General features: G+C 73.0%; 18 protein-coding genes. 10 read left to right on the top strand and 8 right to left on the bottom strand.

What is annotated here, in order from left to right:
• Positions 1-10: 10 nt before the first annotated feature.
• Positions 11-895, bottom strand: coding sequence for a dihydropteroate synthase (folP, locus tag ACGF3I_RS14260; RefSeq protein ID WP_393131618.1), 885 nt, complete (start codon positions 893-895; stop codon positions 11-13).
• A gap of 110 nt (positions 896-1,005) precedes the next feature.
• Here folP and ACGF3I_RS14255 point away from each other — a divergent pair, with 110 nt between their 5' ends.
• Positions 1,006-1,494, top strand: coding sequence for a cell division protein DivIVA (locus ACGF3I_RS14255; RefSeq protein WP_393131616.1), 489 nt, complete (start codon positions 1,006-1,008; stop codon positions 1,492-1,494).
• The gene (locus ACGF3I_RS14250; protein WP_393131614.1) at positions 1,491-2,072 is read left to right on the top strand and encodes a DNA-3-methyladenine glycosylase I; all 582 of its coding nucleotides are present in this window, start codon (positions 1,491-1,493) and stop codon (positions 2,070-2,072) included. Before ACGF3I_RS14255 ends, ACGF3I_RS14250 begins: the two co-directional genes overlap by 4 nt.
• A gap of 24 nt (positions 2,073-2,096) precedes the next feature.
• Here ACGF3I_RS14250 and ACGF3I_RS14245 read toward each other — a convergent pair whose 3' ends face one another.
• The gene (locus ACGF3I_RS14245) at positions 2,097-2,897 is read right to left on the bottom strand and encodes an enoyl-CoA hydratase/isomerase family protein (protein ID WP_393131612.1); all 801 of its coding nucleotides are present in this window, start codon (positions 2,895-2,897) and stop codon (positions 2,097-2,099) included.
• Positions 2,898-3,216: 319 nt separating this feature from the next.
• Here ACGF3I_RS14245 and ACGF3I_RS14240 point away from each other — a divergent pair, with 319 nt between their 5' ends.
• The gene (locus ACGF3I_RS14240; RefSeq protein WP_003966491.1) at positions 3,217-3,384 is read left to right on the top strand and encodes a DUF3117 domain-containing protein; all 168 of its coding nucleotides are present in this window, start codon (positions 3,217-3,219) and stop codon (positions 3,382-3,384) included.
• A 154-nt stretch (positions 3,385-3,538) separates the two neighbouring features.
• Here ACGF3I_RS14240 and ACGF3I_RS14235 read toward each other — a convergent pair whose 3' ends face one another.
• A complete protein-coding gene (locus ACGF3I_RS14235) occupies positions 3,539-4,204 on the bottom strand; it encodes an O-methyltransferase (protein ID WP_393131610.1) in 666 nt (221 codons plus the stop codon).
• A 162-nt stretch (positions 4,205-4,366) separates the two neighbouring features.
• On the opposite strand from ACGF3I_RS14235, the gene sigE reads away from it, so the two are divergent.
• The 5 genes from sigE to ACGF3I_RS14210 all read left to right on the top strand — a co-directional run bounded on the left by sigE (position 4,367) and on the right by ACGF3I_RS14210 (position 9,506).
• Positions 4,367-5,143, top strand: coding sequence for an RNA polymerase sigma factor SigE (gene sigE, locus ACGF3I_RS14230; RefSeq protein ID WP_382598511.1), 777 nt, complete (start codon positions 4,367-4,369; stop codon positions 5,141-5,143).
• Entirely contained in the window at positions 5,140-6,108 is a 969-nt protein-coding gene (locus ACGF3I_RS14225; RefSeq protein WP_393131608.1) for an anti-sigma factor family protein, read from the top strand. Before sigE ends, ACGF3I_RS14225 begins: the two co-directional genes overlap by 4 nt.
• Before the next feature lie 196 nt (positions 6,109-6,304).
• On the top strand, positions 6,305-8,074 hold the full coding sequence (locus ACGF3I_RS14220) for a trypsin-like peptidase domain-containing protein (RefSeq protein WP_393131606.1): 1,770 nt from the start codon (positions 6,305-6,307) through the stop codon (positions 8,072-8,074).
• A 158-nt stretch (positions 8,075-8,232) separates the two neighbouring features.
• Complete coding sequence (locus ACGF3I_RS14215) at positions 8,233-8,682, top strand: sec-independent translocase (protein ID WP_393131604.1); 450 nt, start codon at positions 8,233-8,235, stop codon at positions 8,680-8,682.
• A gap of 143 nt (positions 8,683-8,825) precedes the next feature.
• Positions 8,826-9,506, top strand: a complete 681-nt coding sequence (locus ACGF3I_RS14210) for a hypothetical protein (RefSeq protein ID WP_393131602.1) — start codon at positions 8,826-8,828, stop codon at positions 9,504-9,506.
• A 123-nt stretch (positions 9,507-9,629) separates the two neighbouring features.
• Here ACGF3I_RS14210 and ACGF3I_RS14205 read toward each other — a convergent pair whose 3' ends face one another.
• From ACGF3I_RS14205 to ACGF3I_RS14195, 3 genes are read right to left on the bottom strand one after another with little or no spacing between them, the layout of a single operon-like run.
• On the bottom strand, positions 9,630-10,763 hold the full coding sequence (locus ACGF3I_RS14205) for an Mrp/NBP35 family ATP-binding protein (RefSeq protein WP_393131600.1): 1,134 nt from the start codon (positions 10,761-10,763) through the stop codon (positions 9,630-9,632).
• Between the two features lie 44 nt (positions 10,764-10,807).
• Entirely contained in the window at positions 10,808-11,383 is a 576-nt protein-coding gene (locus ACGF3I_RS14200) for a DUF1003 domain-containing protein (protein ID WP_393131598.1), read from the bottom strand.
• Positions 11,370-12,647, bottom strand: a complete 1,278-nt coding sequence (locus tag ACGF3I_RS14195; RefSeq protein ID WP_393131596.1) for a magnesium transporter MgtE N-terminal domain-containing protein — start codon at positions 12,645-12,647, stop codon at positions 11,370-11,372. The genes ACGF3I_RS14200 and ACGF3I_RS14195 overlap by 14 nt, the downstream gene beginning before the upstream one ends.
• Positions 12,648-12,840: 193 nt before the next feature.
• Here ACGF3I_RS14195 and ACGF3I_RS14190 point away from each other — a divergent pair, with 193 nt between their 5' ends.
• A complete protein-coding gene (locus ACGF3I_RS14190) occupies positions 12,841-13,587 on the top strand; it encodes a hypothetical protein (protein WP_393131594.1) in 747 nt (248 codons plus the stop codon).
• 87 nt (positions 13,588-13,674) lie between these two features.
• On the opposite strand, the gene ACGF3I_RS14185 is transcribed toward ACGF3I_RS14190, so the two are convergent.
• On the bottom strand, positions 13,675-14,202 hold the full coding sequence (locus ACGF3I_RS14185) for a hypothetical protein (RefSeq protein WP_393131592.1): 528 nt from the start codon (positions 14,200-14,202) through the stop codon (positions 13,675-13,677).
• Between the two features lie 68 nt (positions 14,203-14,270).
• On the opposite strand from ACGF3I_RS14185, the gene ACGF3I_RS14180 reads away from it, so the two are divergent.
• The gene (locus tag ACGF3I_RS14180) at positions 14,271-15,176 is read left to right on the top strand and encodes a DMT family transporter (protein ID WP_393131590.1); all 906 of its coding nucleotides are present in this window, start codon (positions 14,271-14,273) and stop codon (positions 15,174-15,176) included.
• A 4-nt stretch (positions 15,177-15,180) separates the two neighbouring features.
• On the opposite strand, the gene ACGF3I_RS14175 is transcribed toward ACGF3I_RS14180, so the two are convergent.
• Entirely contained in the window at positions 15,181-16,305 is a 1,125-nt protein-coding gene (locus ACGF3I_RS14175; protein ID WP_393131588.1) for a magnesium and cobalt transport protein CorA, read from the bottom strand.
• Positions 16,306-16,795 lie beyond the last annotated feature (490 nt).

Here is a 16,795-nt window from a genome sequence, read left to right as displayed (position 1 = left end):
AGGGCACGCCCTAGGCGAGCCCCCGGCGGGCCACCGCCGGGGGCCGGTGGCCCGCGATGGAGGCCACCATGTCGAGGACCTGACGGGTCTCGGCCACCTCGTGCACCCGGTAGACCCGGGCGCCGAGCCAGGCGGACACCGCGGTCGTCGCGAGCGTTCCGATCACCCGCTCCTTGACCGGCCGGTCGAGGGTCTCGCCCACGAAGTCCTTGTTGGACAGGGAGACCAGGACCGGCCAGCCCGTGGCCGTCATCTCGTCGAGGCGCCGGGTCGCCTCCAGGCTGTGCCGGGTGTTCTTCCCGAAGTCGTGCCCGGGGTCGATCATGATCCCGTCCGGCCGCACGCCCAGTCCGACGGCCCGCTCGGCAAGGCCCACGGTGACCCGCAGGATGTCCGCCATCACGTCGTCGTACGCGATCCGGTGCGGCCGGGTGCGCGGTTCGACACCGCCCGCGTGGGTGCAGACCAGGCCCGCGCCGTAGCGCGCCGCGACCTCGGCCAGCTTCGGATCGACGCCGCCCCAGGCGTCGTTGAGGACATCGGCCCCCGCCTCGCACACCGCCGCGCCCACGTCGTGCCGCCAGGTGTCGACGCTGATGACGACGTCGGGGAAGCGCCTGCGCACCTCGGCCACGAAGCCGACCGTGCGCCGCGCCTCCTCCTCGGCGGTGACCTCCTCGCCGGGGCCCGCCTTGACCCCGCCGATGTCGATGATCGCGGCGCCCTCGGCCACCGCCTGCTCCACGCGCACCAGCGCGGGCTCGTCCAGGAACGTGGCGCCCTGGTCGTAGAAGGAGTCGGGGGTCCGGTTCACGATGGCCATGATCACCGGCTCGTCCGCGCCGAATTCGCGCCGGCCGAGCCGCAGCGTGCCGCGGTCCGTTCCGCTGTGCATCCCCTGAGTCCTTTGCTGTGGTCCGGGCCGTTGTCCGCCTGCGACCCTAACCGTCGGTGCCGCATGGCACGATCGGACCCGACAGTTTCCGGCGTCGGGAAGGCTCGCTCGTGTTCTGGTTCTTGCTGATCGCGATGGTCGTCGTGGTCACCGCCGTGACCCTCGCCGTGGTGGGCGGCGGCGGGGACGACGCCGGCGGTGCCGCGGACGTCGAGCCGGAGCACCTGGTGGACCCGCTGCCCGAACACCGCCCGGTCACCCGGGCCGATGTGGAGGCGCTGCGCATCCCGGTGGTGCTGCGGGGCTACCGGATGGCGGACGTCGACGACGTGCTGAGCCGGCTCGGCGCCGAGCTCGCCGAGCGGGACGCGCGGATCGCCGAGCTCCACGCGGCGCTGGGCCCGGTGACCCGCGACCGCCAGGCGCCCCCGGCCGGGCCGGACGCGGTCGAGGCCGCGGCGCCCGCCCGGCCGGACCCGGCGGCGCCCGGCGCCCGCGCGGACGTCCCCACGGACGACCCCGCCGCGGACCACGAGCGGGAGGACCTGGCGACGCCCCGTCGGCCGGGCGGCGCGACCGACGAGGAGACCCGGCGATGAGTGACGCGATCCCCGGCCCCGACGGCCGTCCGCGCTGTCCCTGGGGCCTGTCCGCCGAGGACTACGTGACGTACCACGACACCGAGTGGGGCCGCCCGGTCCACGGCGACGACGCGCTGTACGAGCGGCTCTGCCTGGAGGCCTTCCAGTCGGGTCTCTCCTGGATCACGATCCTGCGCCGCCGCGAGGGCTTCCGGCGCGCCTTCGCCGGCTTCCGGATCGAGGCGGTGGCCCGGTTCACCGAGGCCGACGAGGAACGGCTGCTCGGCGACGCGGGCATCATCCGCAACCGCCTCAAGATCGAGGCGACGGTCGCCAACGCCCAGACCCTCGCCACCTGGTCACCCGGTGAGCTCGACGCCCTGATCTGGTCGTACGCGCCGGACCCGGCCACCCGCCCGGCGCCCCGCACGCTCGCCGAGGTCCCGGCGGTGACCGACGAGTCCACGGCGCTGTCCAAGGCCCTCAAGAAGCGCGGCCTGCGCTTCATCGGGCCGACCACGGCCTACGCCCTGATGCAGGCCTGCGGCCTGGTGGACGACCACCTCGCGGACTGCGTGGCACGGGGCGGCGCCTGAGCACCGCCCCGCCCCGGGCCGTGCTCAGCGGCCCACGTACTTCGGCTTCTCCTTGGCGAGGAACGCGGCCACCGCGATGGCGTGGTCCTCGGAGGCGCCGGCCATCGCCTGGAGCTCCTCCTCCTTGGCCAGCGTCTCGGCGAGCGGGTGCCCCGCGCCGTACGCGAGGGACGCCTTCAGGGCGCCGTACGCCACCGTCGGGCCCCCGGCCAGGGTGCGGGCCACCGCGAGGGCCTGCGCGGCCAGCTCGTCGGCCGGTACGACCTTGTTGACCAGGCCGATCGCATACGCCTCCGCCGCGGAGATCGAGCGCGGGAACAGGAGCAGATCGGCGGCGCGCGACTGGCCGATCAGCCGCGGCAGCGTCCACGAGACGCCCGAGTCGGCGGTCAGGGCGACCCCCGCGAACGAGGTGTTGAACGTGGCCGTGTCCGCGACCACCCGGTAGTCCGCGGCCAGCGCGAAGCCGAGCCCGGCGCCCGCCGCCACCCCGTTGACGCCGGCCACCACGGGCTTGGGCATCTCGGCCAGCGCGGTCAGGATCGGGTTGTAGTGCTCGCGGACCGTGCTCATGGTCTCGCCGGTGCCCGCCTCGCGGTCCGCGGCCAGCGAGGCCACGTGCTCCTTGAGGTCCTGGCCCACGCAGAACGCGCGGCCGGTCGCGGTCAGCAGGACGGCCCGCACGTCCGGGTCCGCGGCCGCCGAGCGCACCGCTTCCCGCAGCGCGACCTTCGCCTCGGTGTTCATGGCGTTCATGGCCTCGGGCCGGTTGATCGTGATCGTCGCGAGCCCGTCGCTCACCTCGTACAGGACGCTGTCGGCCATGGTGGATCCCCTCCGTCGCGGATGCTTCTCGGTCGTCGTATCCGCTCAGCATGGCGGAGATCACCAGCGGTGGGCATGTGACCTGCGTCAAACAATCGGGGCACCGGAGCCGACCGGCGGCGGCGAAGTATCGCAGGCGGATCGCCGAATTGAGTGGTTTTGATAGAGCGCGTTGCCCAAGCGATGCGGACCGATGTTGGTCATCGGGTCCTGCCATGCGGGATAATGACCTGGAAGCAATGTGTTCGATGCCGTGACGCGTGCCCAATCCCGGGGGCCGTCGGCTGACGATGAGCTGGTTTCAGGAAGGGGAACGAGCATGGCGGCCATGAAGCCGCGGACGGGCGACGGCCCGCTCGAGGTGACCAAGGAGGGGCGGGGCATTGTCATGCGCGTTCCGCTCGAAGGCGGCGGTCGGCTTGTCGTCGAGCTGACGCCGGACGAGGCCGACGCCCTCGGCGATGCCCTGAAGAAGGTCGTCGGCTGAGTCGACCGGTTCGACCCCGACTCTTCACCGCCCCGGTGGAGCAGGCATGCGAGTGCCTGCCCCACCGGGGCGGTGTCGCGTTACGGGGCGGTGCCCGGGGTCGTCGCCCCTGAGCGCGGGCGGCCCGGTCGCGGCGGTCGCGCCGGCTGCGCCGTCAGCCGCGGCGGACCGCGCAGAGCAGTCCGTCGCCGACCGGCAGCAAGGAGGCGAGCAGTTCGGTGCTCTCCCGCACCGCACGCAGCAGTTCGCGCAGTCGCAGCACCTCGGCCGGCTGGGCCGCCGAGTCGACCGTACGTCCGTCCGCGAAGACGCCCTCGAAGCAGACGATGCCGCCGGGCCGCAGCAGGCGCAACGATTCAGCGAGCACGTCGAGGGATTCCAGCGGATCGCCGTCGCAGAACACCAGGTCGTAACCGCCGTCCGCGAGACGGGGCAGGACGTCGAGGGCCCGCCCCGGAATGAACCGGGCCCGGTTGGCGGCGAAGCCGGCGGCGCGGAAGGCCTGTTTGGCGAACTGCTGGCGGTCCGGCTCCGGGTCGACCGTGGTCAGCACCCCGTCCGGGCGCAGGCCCTGGAGCAGGTAGATGCCGGAGACCCCGGTGCCGGTGCCGATCTCCGCGACGGCCTTCGCGTCCGCCGTGGCAGCGAGCAGCCGCAGCGCGGCGCCTGTCCCCGGGGACACCGAACGCAGGCCTGCCTCCCGGGACCGGTCACGGGCCCAGCGCAGCGCGTCGTCCTCGGCGACAAAGGCGTCGGCGAACGCCCAGCTCGTCTGCCGGTTGGCGGTAATGGCCCTCTCCTGTCCCCTTGGTTGGCGCAACGGTGACTGTATCCGCTGGAGTCGGGAACCCGCAGATGGGACCGCGCGTTATGAAGACAGGGGAACGCGGGGGAGCACATGGACACGATCACGGACGAGCGACGGAAGCCCGTCCCAAATGCACGTAAAGATTCTTATCCGGAACTAACGGGCGAGGTGGCTATGGTAGGGGCTCCACTGGACACCACCAGAGCCGACAGGGGAGGTGCGGCTGCGCCTGTGGATCGGGGAGGAGTGCTGCGGCGCTTTCTCAGGTCGGCGGGTGAGCCGAAATCCGTGACCAACATTGCTGACCGTTCCCGCGCTACCAGCTCCGCAACTACCGCGACCTTCGCCGACGCGGATTCCCAGGCGTGGACTCCTCCTACCTGGGAGGAGATCGTCAGCACGCACAGCGGCCGGGTCTACCGCCTCGCCTACCGCCTGACGGGAAACCAGCACGACGCCGAGGACCTCACGCAAGAGGTGTTCGTCCGCGTCTTCCGCTCCCTGTCGACGTACACGCCGGGCACGTTCGAGGGCTGGCTGCACCGCATCACCACCAACCTCTTCCTGGACATGGTCCGGCGCCGCCAGCGCATCCGGTTCGACGCGCTCGGCGACGACGCGGCGGAGCGCCTCCCCAGCCGCGAGCCCAACCCGCAACAGGTCTTCAACGACGCCCACTTCGACGCCGACGTGCAGCAGGCGCTGGACACGCTGGCGCCCGAGTTCCGCGCGGCCGTGGTCCTCTGCGACATCGAGGGCCTCTCCTACGAGGAGATCGCGGCCACCCTCGGGGTGAAGCTCGGCACCGTCCGCAGCCGTATCCACCGCGGGCGTTCGCATCTGCGCAAGGCCCTCCAGCACCGTTCGCCCGAAGCCCGCGCCGAGCAGCAGCGCGCGCTGGCCGGGGTGGCGCCGGGAGCGCTCGGGGTGGCCGGAGAGGGGATGGCGTGAGTGGTCCGAGTCCCACCCCGGCGGAACAGCACCTCGGGGACCGGCTCGCGGCGCTGGTCGACGGCGAGCTGAACCACGACGCCCGCGAGCGCGTCCTGTCCCATCTGGCGACCTGCGCCAAGTGCAAGGCGGAGGCCGACGCCCAGCGCAACCTCAAGAACGTCTTCGCCCGGGCGGCCCCGCCGCCGCCCTCCGAGGGATTCCTCGCCCGTCTCCAGGGCCTGCCCGGCGGGCCGGCCGCCGGAGGCGACGACGACGGGCCGGGCCCCTTCGGCGGGGGCCGCCAGGTCGACGGGATCTTCGGCGGGTTCGGCGTGCTGGACCCCGCCGACGCCCCGGACGCGGACGCTCCAGGGCCGGGCGGCTTCGGCTACGCCCCGGTCGGTTCCCACGCCCCCGTACTGCCCGGCGGTCTCGGCGGCGGCTTCCGTATCCACGAGGTCGGCAGACCCGAGCAGGACCGTGCGGGCGCGGCCCGGCGCGGCCGCAGGTTCGCCTTCGCGGCGGCCAGTGCGGTCTCGCTCGCGGCCATCGCGCTCGGCGGCACCCTGCCCCTCGGCTCCACCTCGGGCGCCCGGGCCGCCGGCGGCACCAATGTCGTGCCGATGCGGTCCAACAGTCCGGTGCAGAGCGGCAGTTCGGCCGAGGACCGGCGCCGGGGTGCCGCGGCGGCCGGGTTCCTCTCGGCCATGTCGGCACAGTCGGCGGCGCCGGTCGCACCGGGTGCGCGCCTGCTGAGCGGCATGCCCGCGCAGAACGGCCCGGTCCGGCCGCTGGGCGGCCCGTTCCCCGCGGCCCGCCTCAACGGCTCGTCCCTGCCCCCGCTGATACGGCCGGTCGTGGCCACGCTCGCGCTCACCACGTCGGACCTGAGGACCCCGGTGCGGATCGCCCCCTCGGCGGACGCCCCGCAGCACCTGGCGTCCCCGATCGCCCCCAACCTCCCCCTGGCCGCCCGCCGCTGACCGCGCGCCACCTGGCCCGGGGGGCCGGGGGCCGGCCCGGGGCCGCTCGGCGCGGCCCCGCTGAGCGCCGCCGGGCCACCGGCGACCGCGCTCTGCCGCCGCCCCGGGAGACCTGGTTGAATCCGGGGGAGGGTGCTCGCCGGAGCACGCGGATGCCGGCGCGGATGCCGGCGCGGAACGCAGTTGCGGGGAGAGCATGAACGAGCAGAAGCCCACCGGGCCGAAGCCGAGGTGGTGGAGCCGTCCGCAGAGCGACCGCCTCCCCACCGACGAACCCGGTCCCGCCGCACCCCAAACGCCAAGTCCCCCGGCACACCCGGCTCTTGACGGCACGTCAGCAACTGGCGCCCCGGAGCCGCAGGACACACGCCCGGCCTCGCCGCCGCCCCCCTCACCCGAAGCCGGGGCGGCCCGGCAGGAGCCGCCCACGGAAACGGGCCCCGCCGAGCAGGCAGCCTCTGCGCCCGGGGTGGACGAGGATGCCGCGGCCCCGGCAGGTCACGCCGACCCGGCCTGCACCGTGCCGGCGGCCGCCCTGCCCCGTCAGCCCCTGCACGCCCCCGACCCCTACGGCACCCCGCCCTACGGCGGACCCGGCCCCTGGGCGCCCGCCCCGCCCGTGCAGCGCCCCGTACCGGCCCAGCACGGAGGACCGCAGCCCGCCTCAGCCGCGCCGCAGCCGCCCGTACCGGACCACCACCCCGCACCACAGGCACCCGGCGGACCAGCCCACCCCGCACCACAGGCACCCGGACCAGCCCACCCCGCGCCGCAGGCCCCCACCCCTTCGCAGTGGCTTCAGTACGACCCCTGGGCCGTGCCCGCCGAGCCGTTCAGCCGGGTGGGGGTGCCTGCTCGGCGGCGGCGGGGTGGGGGGCTGCTCGTGGGGGCGGTGGTGCTCGCCCTCGTCGCGGCGGCGATCGGGGGCGGCGTGGGCGCGTACGTCGAGCGCACCGGCGGGCTCAGCGGCGTCACGCTGCCGCAGGCCGGCAAGGAGCCGCCGGGCAGGGCGCCCGACAGCGTCGCCGGGATCGCCGCGAGCGCGCTGCCGAGCGTGGTCACCATCCATGTCACCGGCGCCGCCGAATCCGGCACCGGCACCGGCTTCGTGCTGGACAACGCCGGGCACATCCTGACCAACAACCACGTCGTCAAGGCGGGCGGCGGCTCCGGCAAGATCTCCGTCACGTTCAGCGGCGGCGAGAGCGTGGCCGGTGAGGTGGTCGGCCGGGACAGCGGGTACGACCTCGCGGTGGTGCGGGTCAGTGGCGTCTCGGGGATGAAGCCCCTGCCGCTCGGCAACTCCGACAACGTCGCGGTCGGCGACCCGGTGGTCGCGATCGGCGCCCCCTTCGACCTCTCCAACACCGTCACGTCCGGCATCATCAGCGCCAAGGAGCGCCCGATCACGGCGGGCGGCGAGGACGGCGACGGCACCGACGTCAGCTACGTCGACGCGCTCCAGACCGACGCCCCGATCAACCCGGGCAACTCCGGCGGTCCGCTGGTGGACTCCAGGGCCCGGGTGATCGGGATCAACAGTGCGATCAGGTCGGCCGGGAGCGGCGGCACCGACGGCGGCGGCGGGCAGGCCGGCTCGATAGGGCTCGGCTTCGCCATACCGATCAACCAGGCCAAGCGGGTCGCCGAGGAGCTGATCAACACGGGCCGGGCCACGCATCCCGTGATCGGTGTCACCCTCGACATGAAGTTCACCGGCGACGGCGCGCGCGTCGCCGACAAGGCCACCGACGGCACCTCGTCCGTCACCGCCGGCGGCCCCGGCGACACGGCGGGGATCGAGCCGCGGGACGTGATCACCAAGGTGGACGGCCAGCGGGTGCACGGCGGCGAGGAGTTGATCGTCAGGATCCGCGCGCACCGCCCCGGCGACCGGCTCGCGCTGACGCTCACACGGGACGGCGAGGAGCGGCGGTTCACCCTGACCCTCGGCTCCTCGTCCTAGGGGAGCGGCGCGGGCCGGCCCCGTACCGATGCCCAAAGGTCACCCCTTGGGTACCGCCGCGTCGGCTCCGCCGGGTACCGTGGAGCGGTCCATGACCGGACGCGGGGCTGACTGGCAAGCGGCGGGATCGCCGGCACTGAGAACACGAGGAGCAGCGGGTGTTCAACGACATCGGGCCCATGGAGCTGGTCACACTCGTGGTCCTCGCCGTGCTGATCTTCGGCCCGGACAAGCTGCCCAAGCTGATCCAGGACGTCTCGAACATCATCCGCAAGGTGCGCAGCTTCTCCGAGAGCGCCAAGCAGGACATCCGGGCCGAGCTCGGCCCCGAGTTCAAGGACTTCGAGTTCGAGGACCTCAACCCCAAGACGTTCGTCCGCAAGCAGCTGATGGACAACGACGACCTGGGGCTCAAGGAGATCCGCAACAGCTTCGACCTGCGCAAGGACATGGAGGAGGTCGCGGACGCGGTGCACGGCCGCGAATCCGCCCCCGCCACGACCGCCGCGGGCGGCTCCGTGAACGGCTCGGGCACCCCCGACCTGCTGAAGAAGCGCGAGAAGCTGGACCCGGGCGAGCGCCCTCCGTTCGACGCCGACGCGACCTGATCGCCACCCGGTACACGCCAATCCCACATGGGCTTTTCCGGCGAGCCCTGCTGAGGTGGCTATCCTCCATCTGTCCGGCAGCCAGGACGCCCGCGGGGGGCGGGCCGCTGCGGACGCTACAGATCTAGGAGGCGGCCGGGCAGATGGAGACGACAAGCCGGGCAGCGGGACAGTCCCCGCACGAAGCGCCCGAGGGCGCGAAGGCCACACCGGAGGGAGTGCCGGGTGCCCGGCGTACGGTCGACGGCTATCTGCGCGCCCCCTTCCCCTGGTACGGCCTGGACGAGGCGTACACCGGGCCGCGCTGGCTGATGCAGGTGGCGCTCGCCGCGGACGGCACGGTCCAGCACGGGTCGGTCGGGCACGGCGACGAGCCGTCGATACGGCCGGAGGCGGCGGGCGGTCCCGAGCGCGAGCGGTTCGCGGTGGTCGTGAGCGTCCCCGCCAGCCCGGTGCGGCGCAGCGGCGACGGCACGGGCGTCCTGGAGGCCACCTCGGTCTCCTCGGCGGCCTGGCTGGCCGGCTCGGGACTGCTGTCCTTCACCTGGCCCGCGCAGATGGACCACGTGCTGCGCGGTGACTGGCTCGACCAGCAGACCGAGACGGCCTGGGAGCTCGCCGACGACCTGGCGGGCGACGACTGGTCGACGCTCTCGCTGCCTGTGGACGGCGTGCCGACCGACTTCCACTACCGCGAGTCCCCGTTCGGCTGGGTTCTGGCGGGCTCGGCGCGCAGCGGCGTGCACATCGGCGCGTACGGCCGCGGCCTGAGCGCCTACGGGCTCGGCTTCTCGGTGGTCGAGGACATCACGTCGTACGCGTGAGGAGGCGCCGGTACGCCACGGCGCCGTCAGGCTGAGCTCCTGCCGGTACGCGTAAGGGACGCCCGCCATTGCGGGCGCCCCTTACGGCTGTGCGGGGAACGGGCCGACCGGCCCATTCCCGGCCTAGAACTTGTTGCGCGGGGTGATCCCGAGGGACATGCCCGACAGGCCGCGGGCGCGCCCGCCCAGCTTGCCCGCGATGGCGCGCAGGGCGGCGCCCGCGGGGGAGTCCGGGTTGGACAGGACGACCGGGCGGCCGTCGTCGCCGCCCTCGCGCAGACGCACGTCGATCGGGATGGACCCGAGCACCGGCACGGTGGCGCCGGTCGTCTTCGTCAGGCCGTCGGCCACCTTCTGGCCGCCGCCGGTGCCGAACACGTCGACCATCTCGTCGCAGTGCGGGCAGGGCAGGCCCGCCATGTTCTCGACCACGCCGACGATCTTCTGGTGGGTCTGCACGGCGATGGAGCCGGCCCGCTCGGCGACCTCGGCCGCGGCCTGCTGCGGGGTGGTCACCACCAGGATCTCGGCATTGGGCACCAGCTGCGCCACGGAGATCGCGATGTCACCGGTGCCCGGCGGCAGGTCGAGCAGCAGCACGTCCAGGTCGCCCCAGTAGACGTCCGCGAGGAACTGCTGGAGGGCGCGGTGCAGCATCGGGCCGCGCCACACGACCGGTGCGTTGCCGGGCGTGAACATGCCGATGGAGATGACCTTCACGCCGTTCGCGGACGGCGGCATGATCATGTTCTCGACCTGGGTGGGCTTCCCGTCGGCGCCCAGCATGCGCGGTACGGAGTGGCCGTAGATGTCGGCGTCCACGACGCCGACCTTCAGGCCGTCCGCGGCCATCGCGGCCGCCAGGTTGACCGTCACGGAGGACTTTCCGACGCCGCCCTTGCCGGAGGCGACCGCGTACACGCGGGTCAGCGAGCCGGGCTGGGCGAAGGGCACCTCGCGCTCTGCGGTGCCGCCGCGCAGCGCGGACGCCAGGTCCTTGCGCTGCTCGTCGCTCATCACGTCGAGCGTCACCTCGACGCGGCTGACGCCCTCGACCCGCTCGACGGCCTCCGTCACGTTCTTCGTGATGGTCTCGCGCATCGGGCAGCCGGAGACGGTCAGGTACACCGTGACGGCGACCGCCCCGTCCTCGCCGATCTGCACCGATTTGACCATGCCGAGCTCAGTGATCGGTCGGTGGATCTCGGGGTCGTTCACCGTCGCCAGTGCCTCAAGCACCGCGTCTTCCGTAGCCATACCGACGATGGTACGGCGCTTACCGCACGGTACGGAAAGCCCTGTCAGCGGTCGCCTTCGTCACGTCCGTGCGGGCGCTCGGCCGGGAATACGTTCTGGCGCTCCTCCATCTCCTTGACCAGGTCCTGGAGTTCGGAGCGGATCCAGTCGCGGGTGGCCACCTCGCCGAGGCCCATCCGCAGGGCCGCGATCTCCCGGGTGAGGTACTCGGTGTCGGCGATGGAGCGCTCGTTCTGCTTGCGGTCCTGTTCGTGGGTGACCCGGTCGCGGTCGTCCTGCCGGTTCTGCGCGAGCAGGATCAGCGGGGCCGCGTACGAGGCCTGGAGGGACAGGGCGAGCGTGAGGAAGATGAAGGGGTAGTTGTCGAAGCGCAGATGGCTCGGCGCGAAGATGTTCCAGGCGACCCACAGGATGATGATCAGGGTCATCCAGACGATGAACCGCCCGGTGCCGAGGAAGCGGGCGATGCGCTCGCTGACCCGGCCGAACGCCTCCGGGTCCCACTCGGGCAGCAGCCGCACGCGCGGGGCCTTCGGCTGGTCGAGGCGGTTGCGGCCGCGCGGCGCCGCGCTCGCGCCGCTCGCCCGGGTGCGCTCATCGGACCGGTCAGTGCTGCCCATCGGGCACCCCCTCGGGCCCGTGGAACTCCGTCTCGCGCCAGTCGTCCGGCAGCAGGTGGTCGAGCACGTCGTCCACCGTCACCGCGCCGAGCAGCGACCCGCTCGCGTCCACCACGGGCGCGGCCACCATGTTGTACGCGGCGAGGAAGCTGGTCACCGAGGGCAGCGAGGCGTTGGGCGGCAGCGGCTTCAGATCGCTGTCCACCACCGAGCTGACCAGGGTGAACGGCGGCTCGCGCAGCAGCCGCTGGAAGTGCACCATGCCGAGGTACTTGCCGGTCGGCGTCTCGTCGGGCGGGCGGCACACATAGACCTGGGCGGCGAGCGCGGGGGAGAGGTCCTGCTGGCGCACCCGGGCCAGGGCGTCGGCCACCGTGGCATCGGGGCGCAGCACGATGGGCTCGGTCGTCATCAGACCGCCCGCGGTGCGCTCCTCGTAGGAGAGCAGCCGGCGCACATCGGCCGCGTCGTCGGGCTGCATCAGGGTCAGGAGGCGCTCCTTGTCCTCCTCCGGCAGCTCCGACAGCAGGTCGGCCGCGTCGTCCGGGTCCATCGCCTCCAGGACGTCGGCGGCCCGCTCGTCCTTCAGCTTGCCGAGGATCTCCACCTGGTCGTCGTCGGGCAGCTCCTCCAGGACGTCCGCGAGCCGGTCGTCGTCGAGGGCCGCGGCCACCTCGGCGCGGCGCTTGGGCGACAGGTGGTGCATGACGTTGGCGAGGTCGGCCGGGCGCAGCTGCTCGAAGGTGGCGACCAGGTTCTCGGCGCCCTGCCCGTGCTCCTCCAGGGAGAAGCCGGTGACGGCCGACCACTCCACGGTCAGCGTCTCGCCCTTGCGGCGCAGCGCGCCCGACTTCCCCCGGCGCACGAAGACCTTGTCGATCTCCCAGTCGCGGCGGGCCGGCAGCTGCTGGATCGCCACGTCGAGCACGGTCACCTGCTCACCGTCCTCGACCAGCGTGACCCGGCGGTCCAGCAGTTCGCCGAGGACGAGGCGCTCGGTGGGGCGCTGCGCGAAGCGCCGCAGGTTGACCACGCCGGTGGTGATGACCTGGCCCGACTCCACCCCGGTGACCCGGGTCATGGGCAGGAAGATGAGCCGGCGGCTCGCGACCTCGACGACGATGCCGAGCAGCCGGGGGGGCCTGCGGCCGACCCGCAGCATCGCCACGAGGTCCCGCACGCGGCCGACCTGGTCGCCGTTGGGGTCGAAGACGGCGACGCCGGAGAGGTGTGAGACGAAGACCCGGGGGGCGCCTGCCGCCATACGAGCGCCTCCTTACTGTTCAGGGTTGCTCCGCACCACCGCGATCGCTGCGGGACAAGGGCTTCAGGCTAGCCGCTGACGGAGCGGTACGCCCTTGCGGGTCGTCCGTCCGGAGCTCTGCCGGACAGCGTAGGCAGTGCGGGTAGGGTGCGGTCTGCCGACCCCCTACATCGATGTGAGAGGCAGTGCGCAGGTGACCTCATCCCCCTTGGCCGTGCGGGTATGGGCCCGCCGGGCCGCTCTGCCCGTGGCGCTGTGCGCGGGGCTCGCCGCGGCGCTCACCGGGTGCGGTTCGGATCCTGACGAGGGGACCAACGGCGTCGGCAAGCTGTCCGCCACCGAGATCGAGAACAAGGCCCGGTCGGCGGCCGACGGGGCCGACGCGGTGCGCCTGTCGGGCACGCTGGTCAGCAAGGGCGGCTCGTACCGGATCGACATGCGGCTCAAGGGCAGCGGCGGCACCGGCACGGTCACCTCGCAGAAGAGCACGTTCGGGCTGCTGCGGGTGGGGGACGACCTGTTCCTCAAGGCGGACGCCGGCTTCTGGTCGCACAGCGGGTCGGGCGACGCGACCGCGGCGGCGGGCAAGCTCGACGACAAGTACGTCAAGGTGCCCTCGGGCGATCCGGCCTACCAGCAACTGCGCGGCTTCACCGAGAAGTCGGTCCTGCTCAAGGGGATGCTGGGCCTCCAGGGCGCACTGTCCAAGGGCGACCGCTCGGAGGTCGGCACGGTCCGTACGGTACGGATCGAGGCGGGCAAGGACGGCGAGGGCGGCACCCTGGACGTCTCCCTCCAGGGCACGCCCTACCCGCTGCGCTTCGAGCGGGCCGGCGGCGCCGGAGTGCTCGAACTGGCCGACTGGAACAAGGACTTCGCGCTCGCGGCGCCCGCGAAGGACGCCACGGTCGACTACGGCCGCCAGCTCCCGGCGACGTAGCGGGACGCGCTGGCCGGACGGCCCAGCCGGACGATCCGACCCGGCGGCCTGATCCGGCGACCTGATCCGGCGACCTGGCCCGACGGGCTAAGCCGTCTTCCCCGCCCGGCGCCCGCGGCGCTTCAGGAGCAGCTTGGGCAGGCCGGCCGGTACCGGGTGGCGGGTGGTGGCCGGGGAGGCCGGGGGCGCCGCGGCGAGCGAGCCGTCGGGGGCCGGCTCCAGGGGGCCGGCCGGCGTCAGGCGCAGCAGGCGGCACTGCGCCGCCCAGCGCGCGGGCATCGCCTCGCCGTCGGGGGCGTTCAGGCGCTTGCCCTTCAGCTCGGCGACCGCCGTGTCCCACGCCTCGCAGCCCGCGGGGATCTCGGACACCGACGCCGTCCACGCGACGAGCCGGCCGCCCTTGTCCTTGGAGCGGACCGTCACCAGCGCGGTGCCGCCGTCCGCCAGGCCGTCCAGGGGCTGTTCACCCGGGCCGCCGCCGACCACGTACGCGGCGCCGTCGAGCCACGCGTGCCACAGGGCCCGCTCGGCGCCCTGGGTGCCGCGCACCCAGATGAGCCCGGACTTCTTCGTGGCCTCCTCGACAAGGGCCTGGTCGAGCAACGTCTGCGTCATGGGACCACAGTAGAGGTCCAGGGGAATAGTCAGTTCCGTAATCCGGCCATGCCCCTTACGCTGCCGCCGTGACCACTGCCACCACCCCCGCGCCCACCGCGACGGCCGCCCCGCGCGTCGACGTCGTGCTGCTCGCCGTCGCCATCGCCGGCGTCTCCCTGTCCGCGCCGCTGATCGCGGCCACCGCGGCGCCCGCGCTCGCCATCGCGTTCTGGCGCAACGCGCTCGCGGTCGGCGCGCTCACCCCGGTGGCATGGCTGCGCCACCGCACCCGGCTGCGCGCGCTGACCCGGCGCGAGGTGGCCCTGACGATCGGCGCGGGCGCCCTGCTCGCGCTGCACTTCGGGCTGTGGCTGCCGAGCCTGAGCATGACGTCGGTCGCCTCCTCGACCGCGCTGAGCACCACCACGCCGATCTGGGCCACCATCGCGCTGCGCCTGCGCGGCCACCGCCCGCCGGCCCTGGTGTGGACCGGCACGCTGACCGCCTGCGTCGGGGTGGTGCTGCTCACCGGCGTCGACCTCAGCCTGTCGCCGACGGCGCTCGCGGGCGACGCGCTCGCGCTCGGCGGTGGGCTCGCCGCGGCCGGGTACGTGCTGCTCGGCGCCGAGGCCCGCAAGAGCGTGGACACGGTGCCGTACACCTACCTCTGCTACGCCACGGCCGCCATCGGACTGCTCGCCGCCTGCCTCGTCTCCGGGGCCCAACTCGCCTCGTACGACGCGGGGGCCTGGCTGAAGCTGGCCGTGCTCACGCTCACCGCCCAGCTGATCGGCCACTCCCTGCTCAACCGGGTGGTGGCGAGCCTCGGCCCCTCGGTCACCTCCACCGCGATCCTGCTGGAGACCCCCGGCGCGGCCGTGATCGCCGCGCTCTGGCTCGGCCAGCAGCCCCCCGCCCTCGCCTATCCGGCGCTCGCGGTGATCCTGGTCGGACTCGCCCTCGTCGTACGGGCGGGCCGGCGCGCCGACTGACCCGTCAGAGCCATCCGTTGCGCTTGAGGGTGCGGTGGATGACGAAGCAGGCCACGGCCACGAGCCCCATCGAGATCGGGTAGCCGTACCTCCAGTGCAGCTCCGGCATGTGGTCGAAGTTCATGCCGTACACACCGCACACCATCGTCGGTACGGCGATGATCGCCGCCCAGGACGTGATCTTGCGCATGTCCTCGTTCTGGGCGACGGAGGCCTGGGCGAGGTTGGCCTGGAGGATGGAGTTGAGCAGCTCGTCGAAGCCGACGACCTGCTCCTGCACCCGGGCCAGGTGGTCGGCCACGTCCCGGAAGTACTTCTGGATGTCGGGGTCGACCAGGCGCATCGGACGCTCGCTCAGCAGCTGCATCGGGCGCAGCAGCGGGGAGACGGCGCGCTTGAACTCCAGTACCTCGCGCTTGAGTTGGTAGATCCGCCCGGCGTCCACCCCGCGCGGGCTGCCCTTGGCCGGGGCGGAGAACACCTCGATCTCGACCTCGTCGATGTCGTCCTGCACCGCGTCCACGACGGCCAGATAGCCGTCGACCACCTGGTCGGCGATGGCGTGCAGGACGGCGGACGGCCCCTTGGCGAGGAGCTCCGGGTCGCTCTGGAGGCGGGTGCGCAGGGCGCGCAGCGAGCCCTGGCCGCCGTGCCGGACGGTGATGACGAAGTCCCGGCCGGTGAAGCACATCACCTCGCCGGTCTCCACGACCTCGCTGGTCGCGGTGAGTTCGGCGTGCTCCACGTAGTGGATCGTCTTGAAGACGGTGAACAGGGTGTCGTCGTAGCGCTCCAGCTTCGGCCGCTGGTGGGCGTGGACCGCGTCCTCCACGGCGAGCGGGTGCAGCCCGAACTCGGCGGCGATACCGGCGAATTCGGCCTCGGTCGGCTCGTGCAGACCGATCCACACGAAGCCCCCGCCGTCGCGCACCCGGCGCATCGCCTCACGCGGCGCCAGACAGGTGGTGTCCTCGACGGCCCGCACGCGCTGCCCGTCGCGGTAGACCGCGCAGTCCACGACGGCGCTGCTCGCCGACGGGTCGCGGGTGGTGTCGTAGCCGTTGTACGGGGTGCTGGGCTTGCGCAGGGCGGGCCGGACCACGGCGCGCAGGTCACGGATCATCGACATGGCAGGACTCCTTCACGGAGAGGCCGTCGGGGGCGTGACGCTCTGGAACTGCCCGGAGAGCGGCGTTCTGCGACGAGAGGGGGCCGCCGGGGGCCTGATCGACCCCGGGGGATCCCGGACCGGCCCCGAGGGGCGTTCATCGCACACGTTCACACAGCGGGCGGCACCACAGGGGCACGCGCGGACGGCGTTCGCTACTGAAACGGACTGGGCGAAGCGATGTGCTCTTCCGTTGGGCGAAACGCCATGAGGCTCAGGTGTTTCCGGGCGCGGAGGCCGGGTATGCAGGCTCTCGGATCGGGGAGAGTCAGATCACCGGGAACAACGCAGCCGTGCGGAAGAGCGGTTGGTACTGCCAGGCCGACTTCGATCCATCGCAGCCCCACCTCCTCCAGCCGGTCCCCCGTGGGGAACTTCCTGCTGTCCCGAACAGCGGCCAAGACTATCAGCCCACCGCCACGTCAAGCCCCGTCTTTGCCGCTTGCATACG

The organism is Streptomyces sp. NPDC048111, assembly GCF_043202815.1.
Taxonomy (GTDB): Bacteria; Actinomycetota; Actinomycetes; order Streptomycetales; family Streptomycetaceae; genus Streptomyces.
The sequence above is the reverse complement of the archived record's forward strand: the minus strand, read 5'-3'. Positions and strand labels throughout refer to the sequence as shown.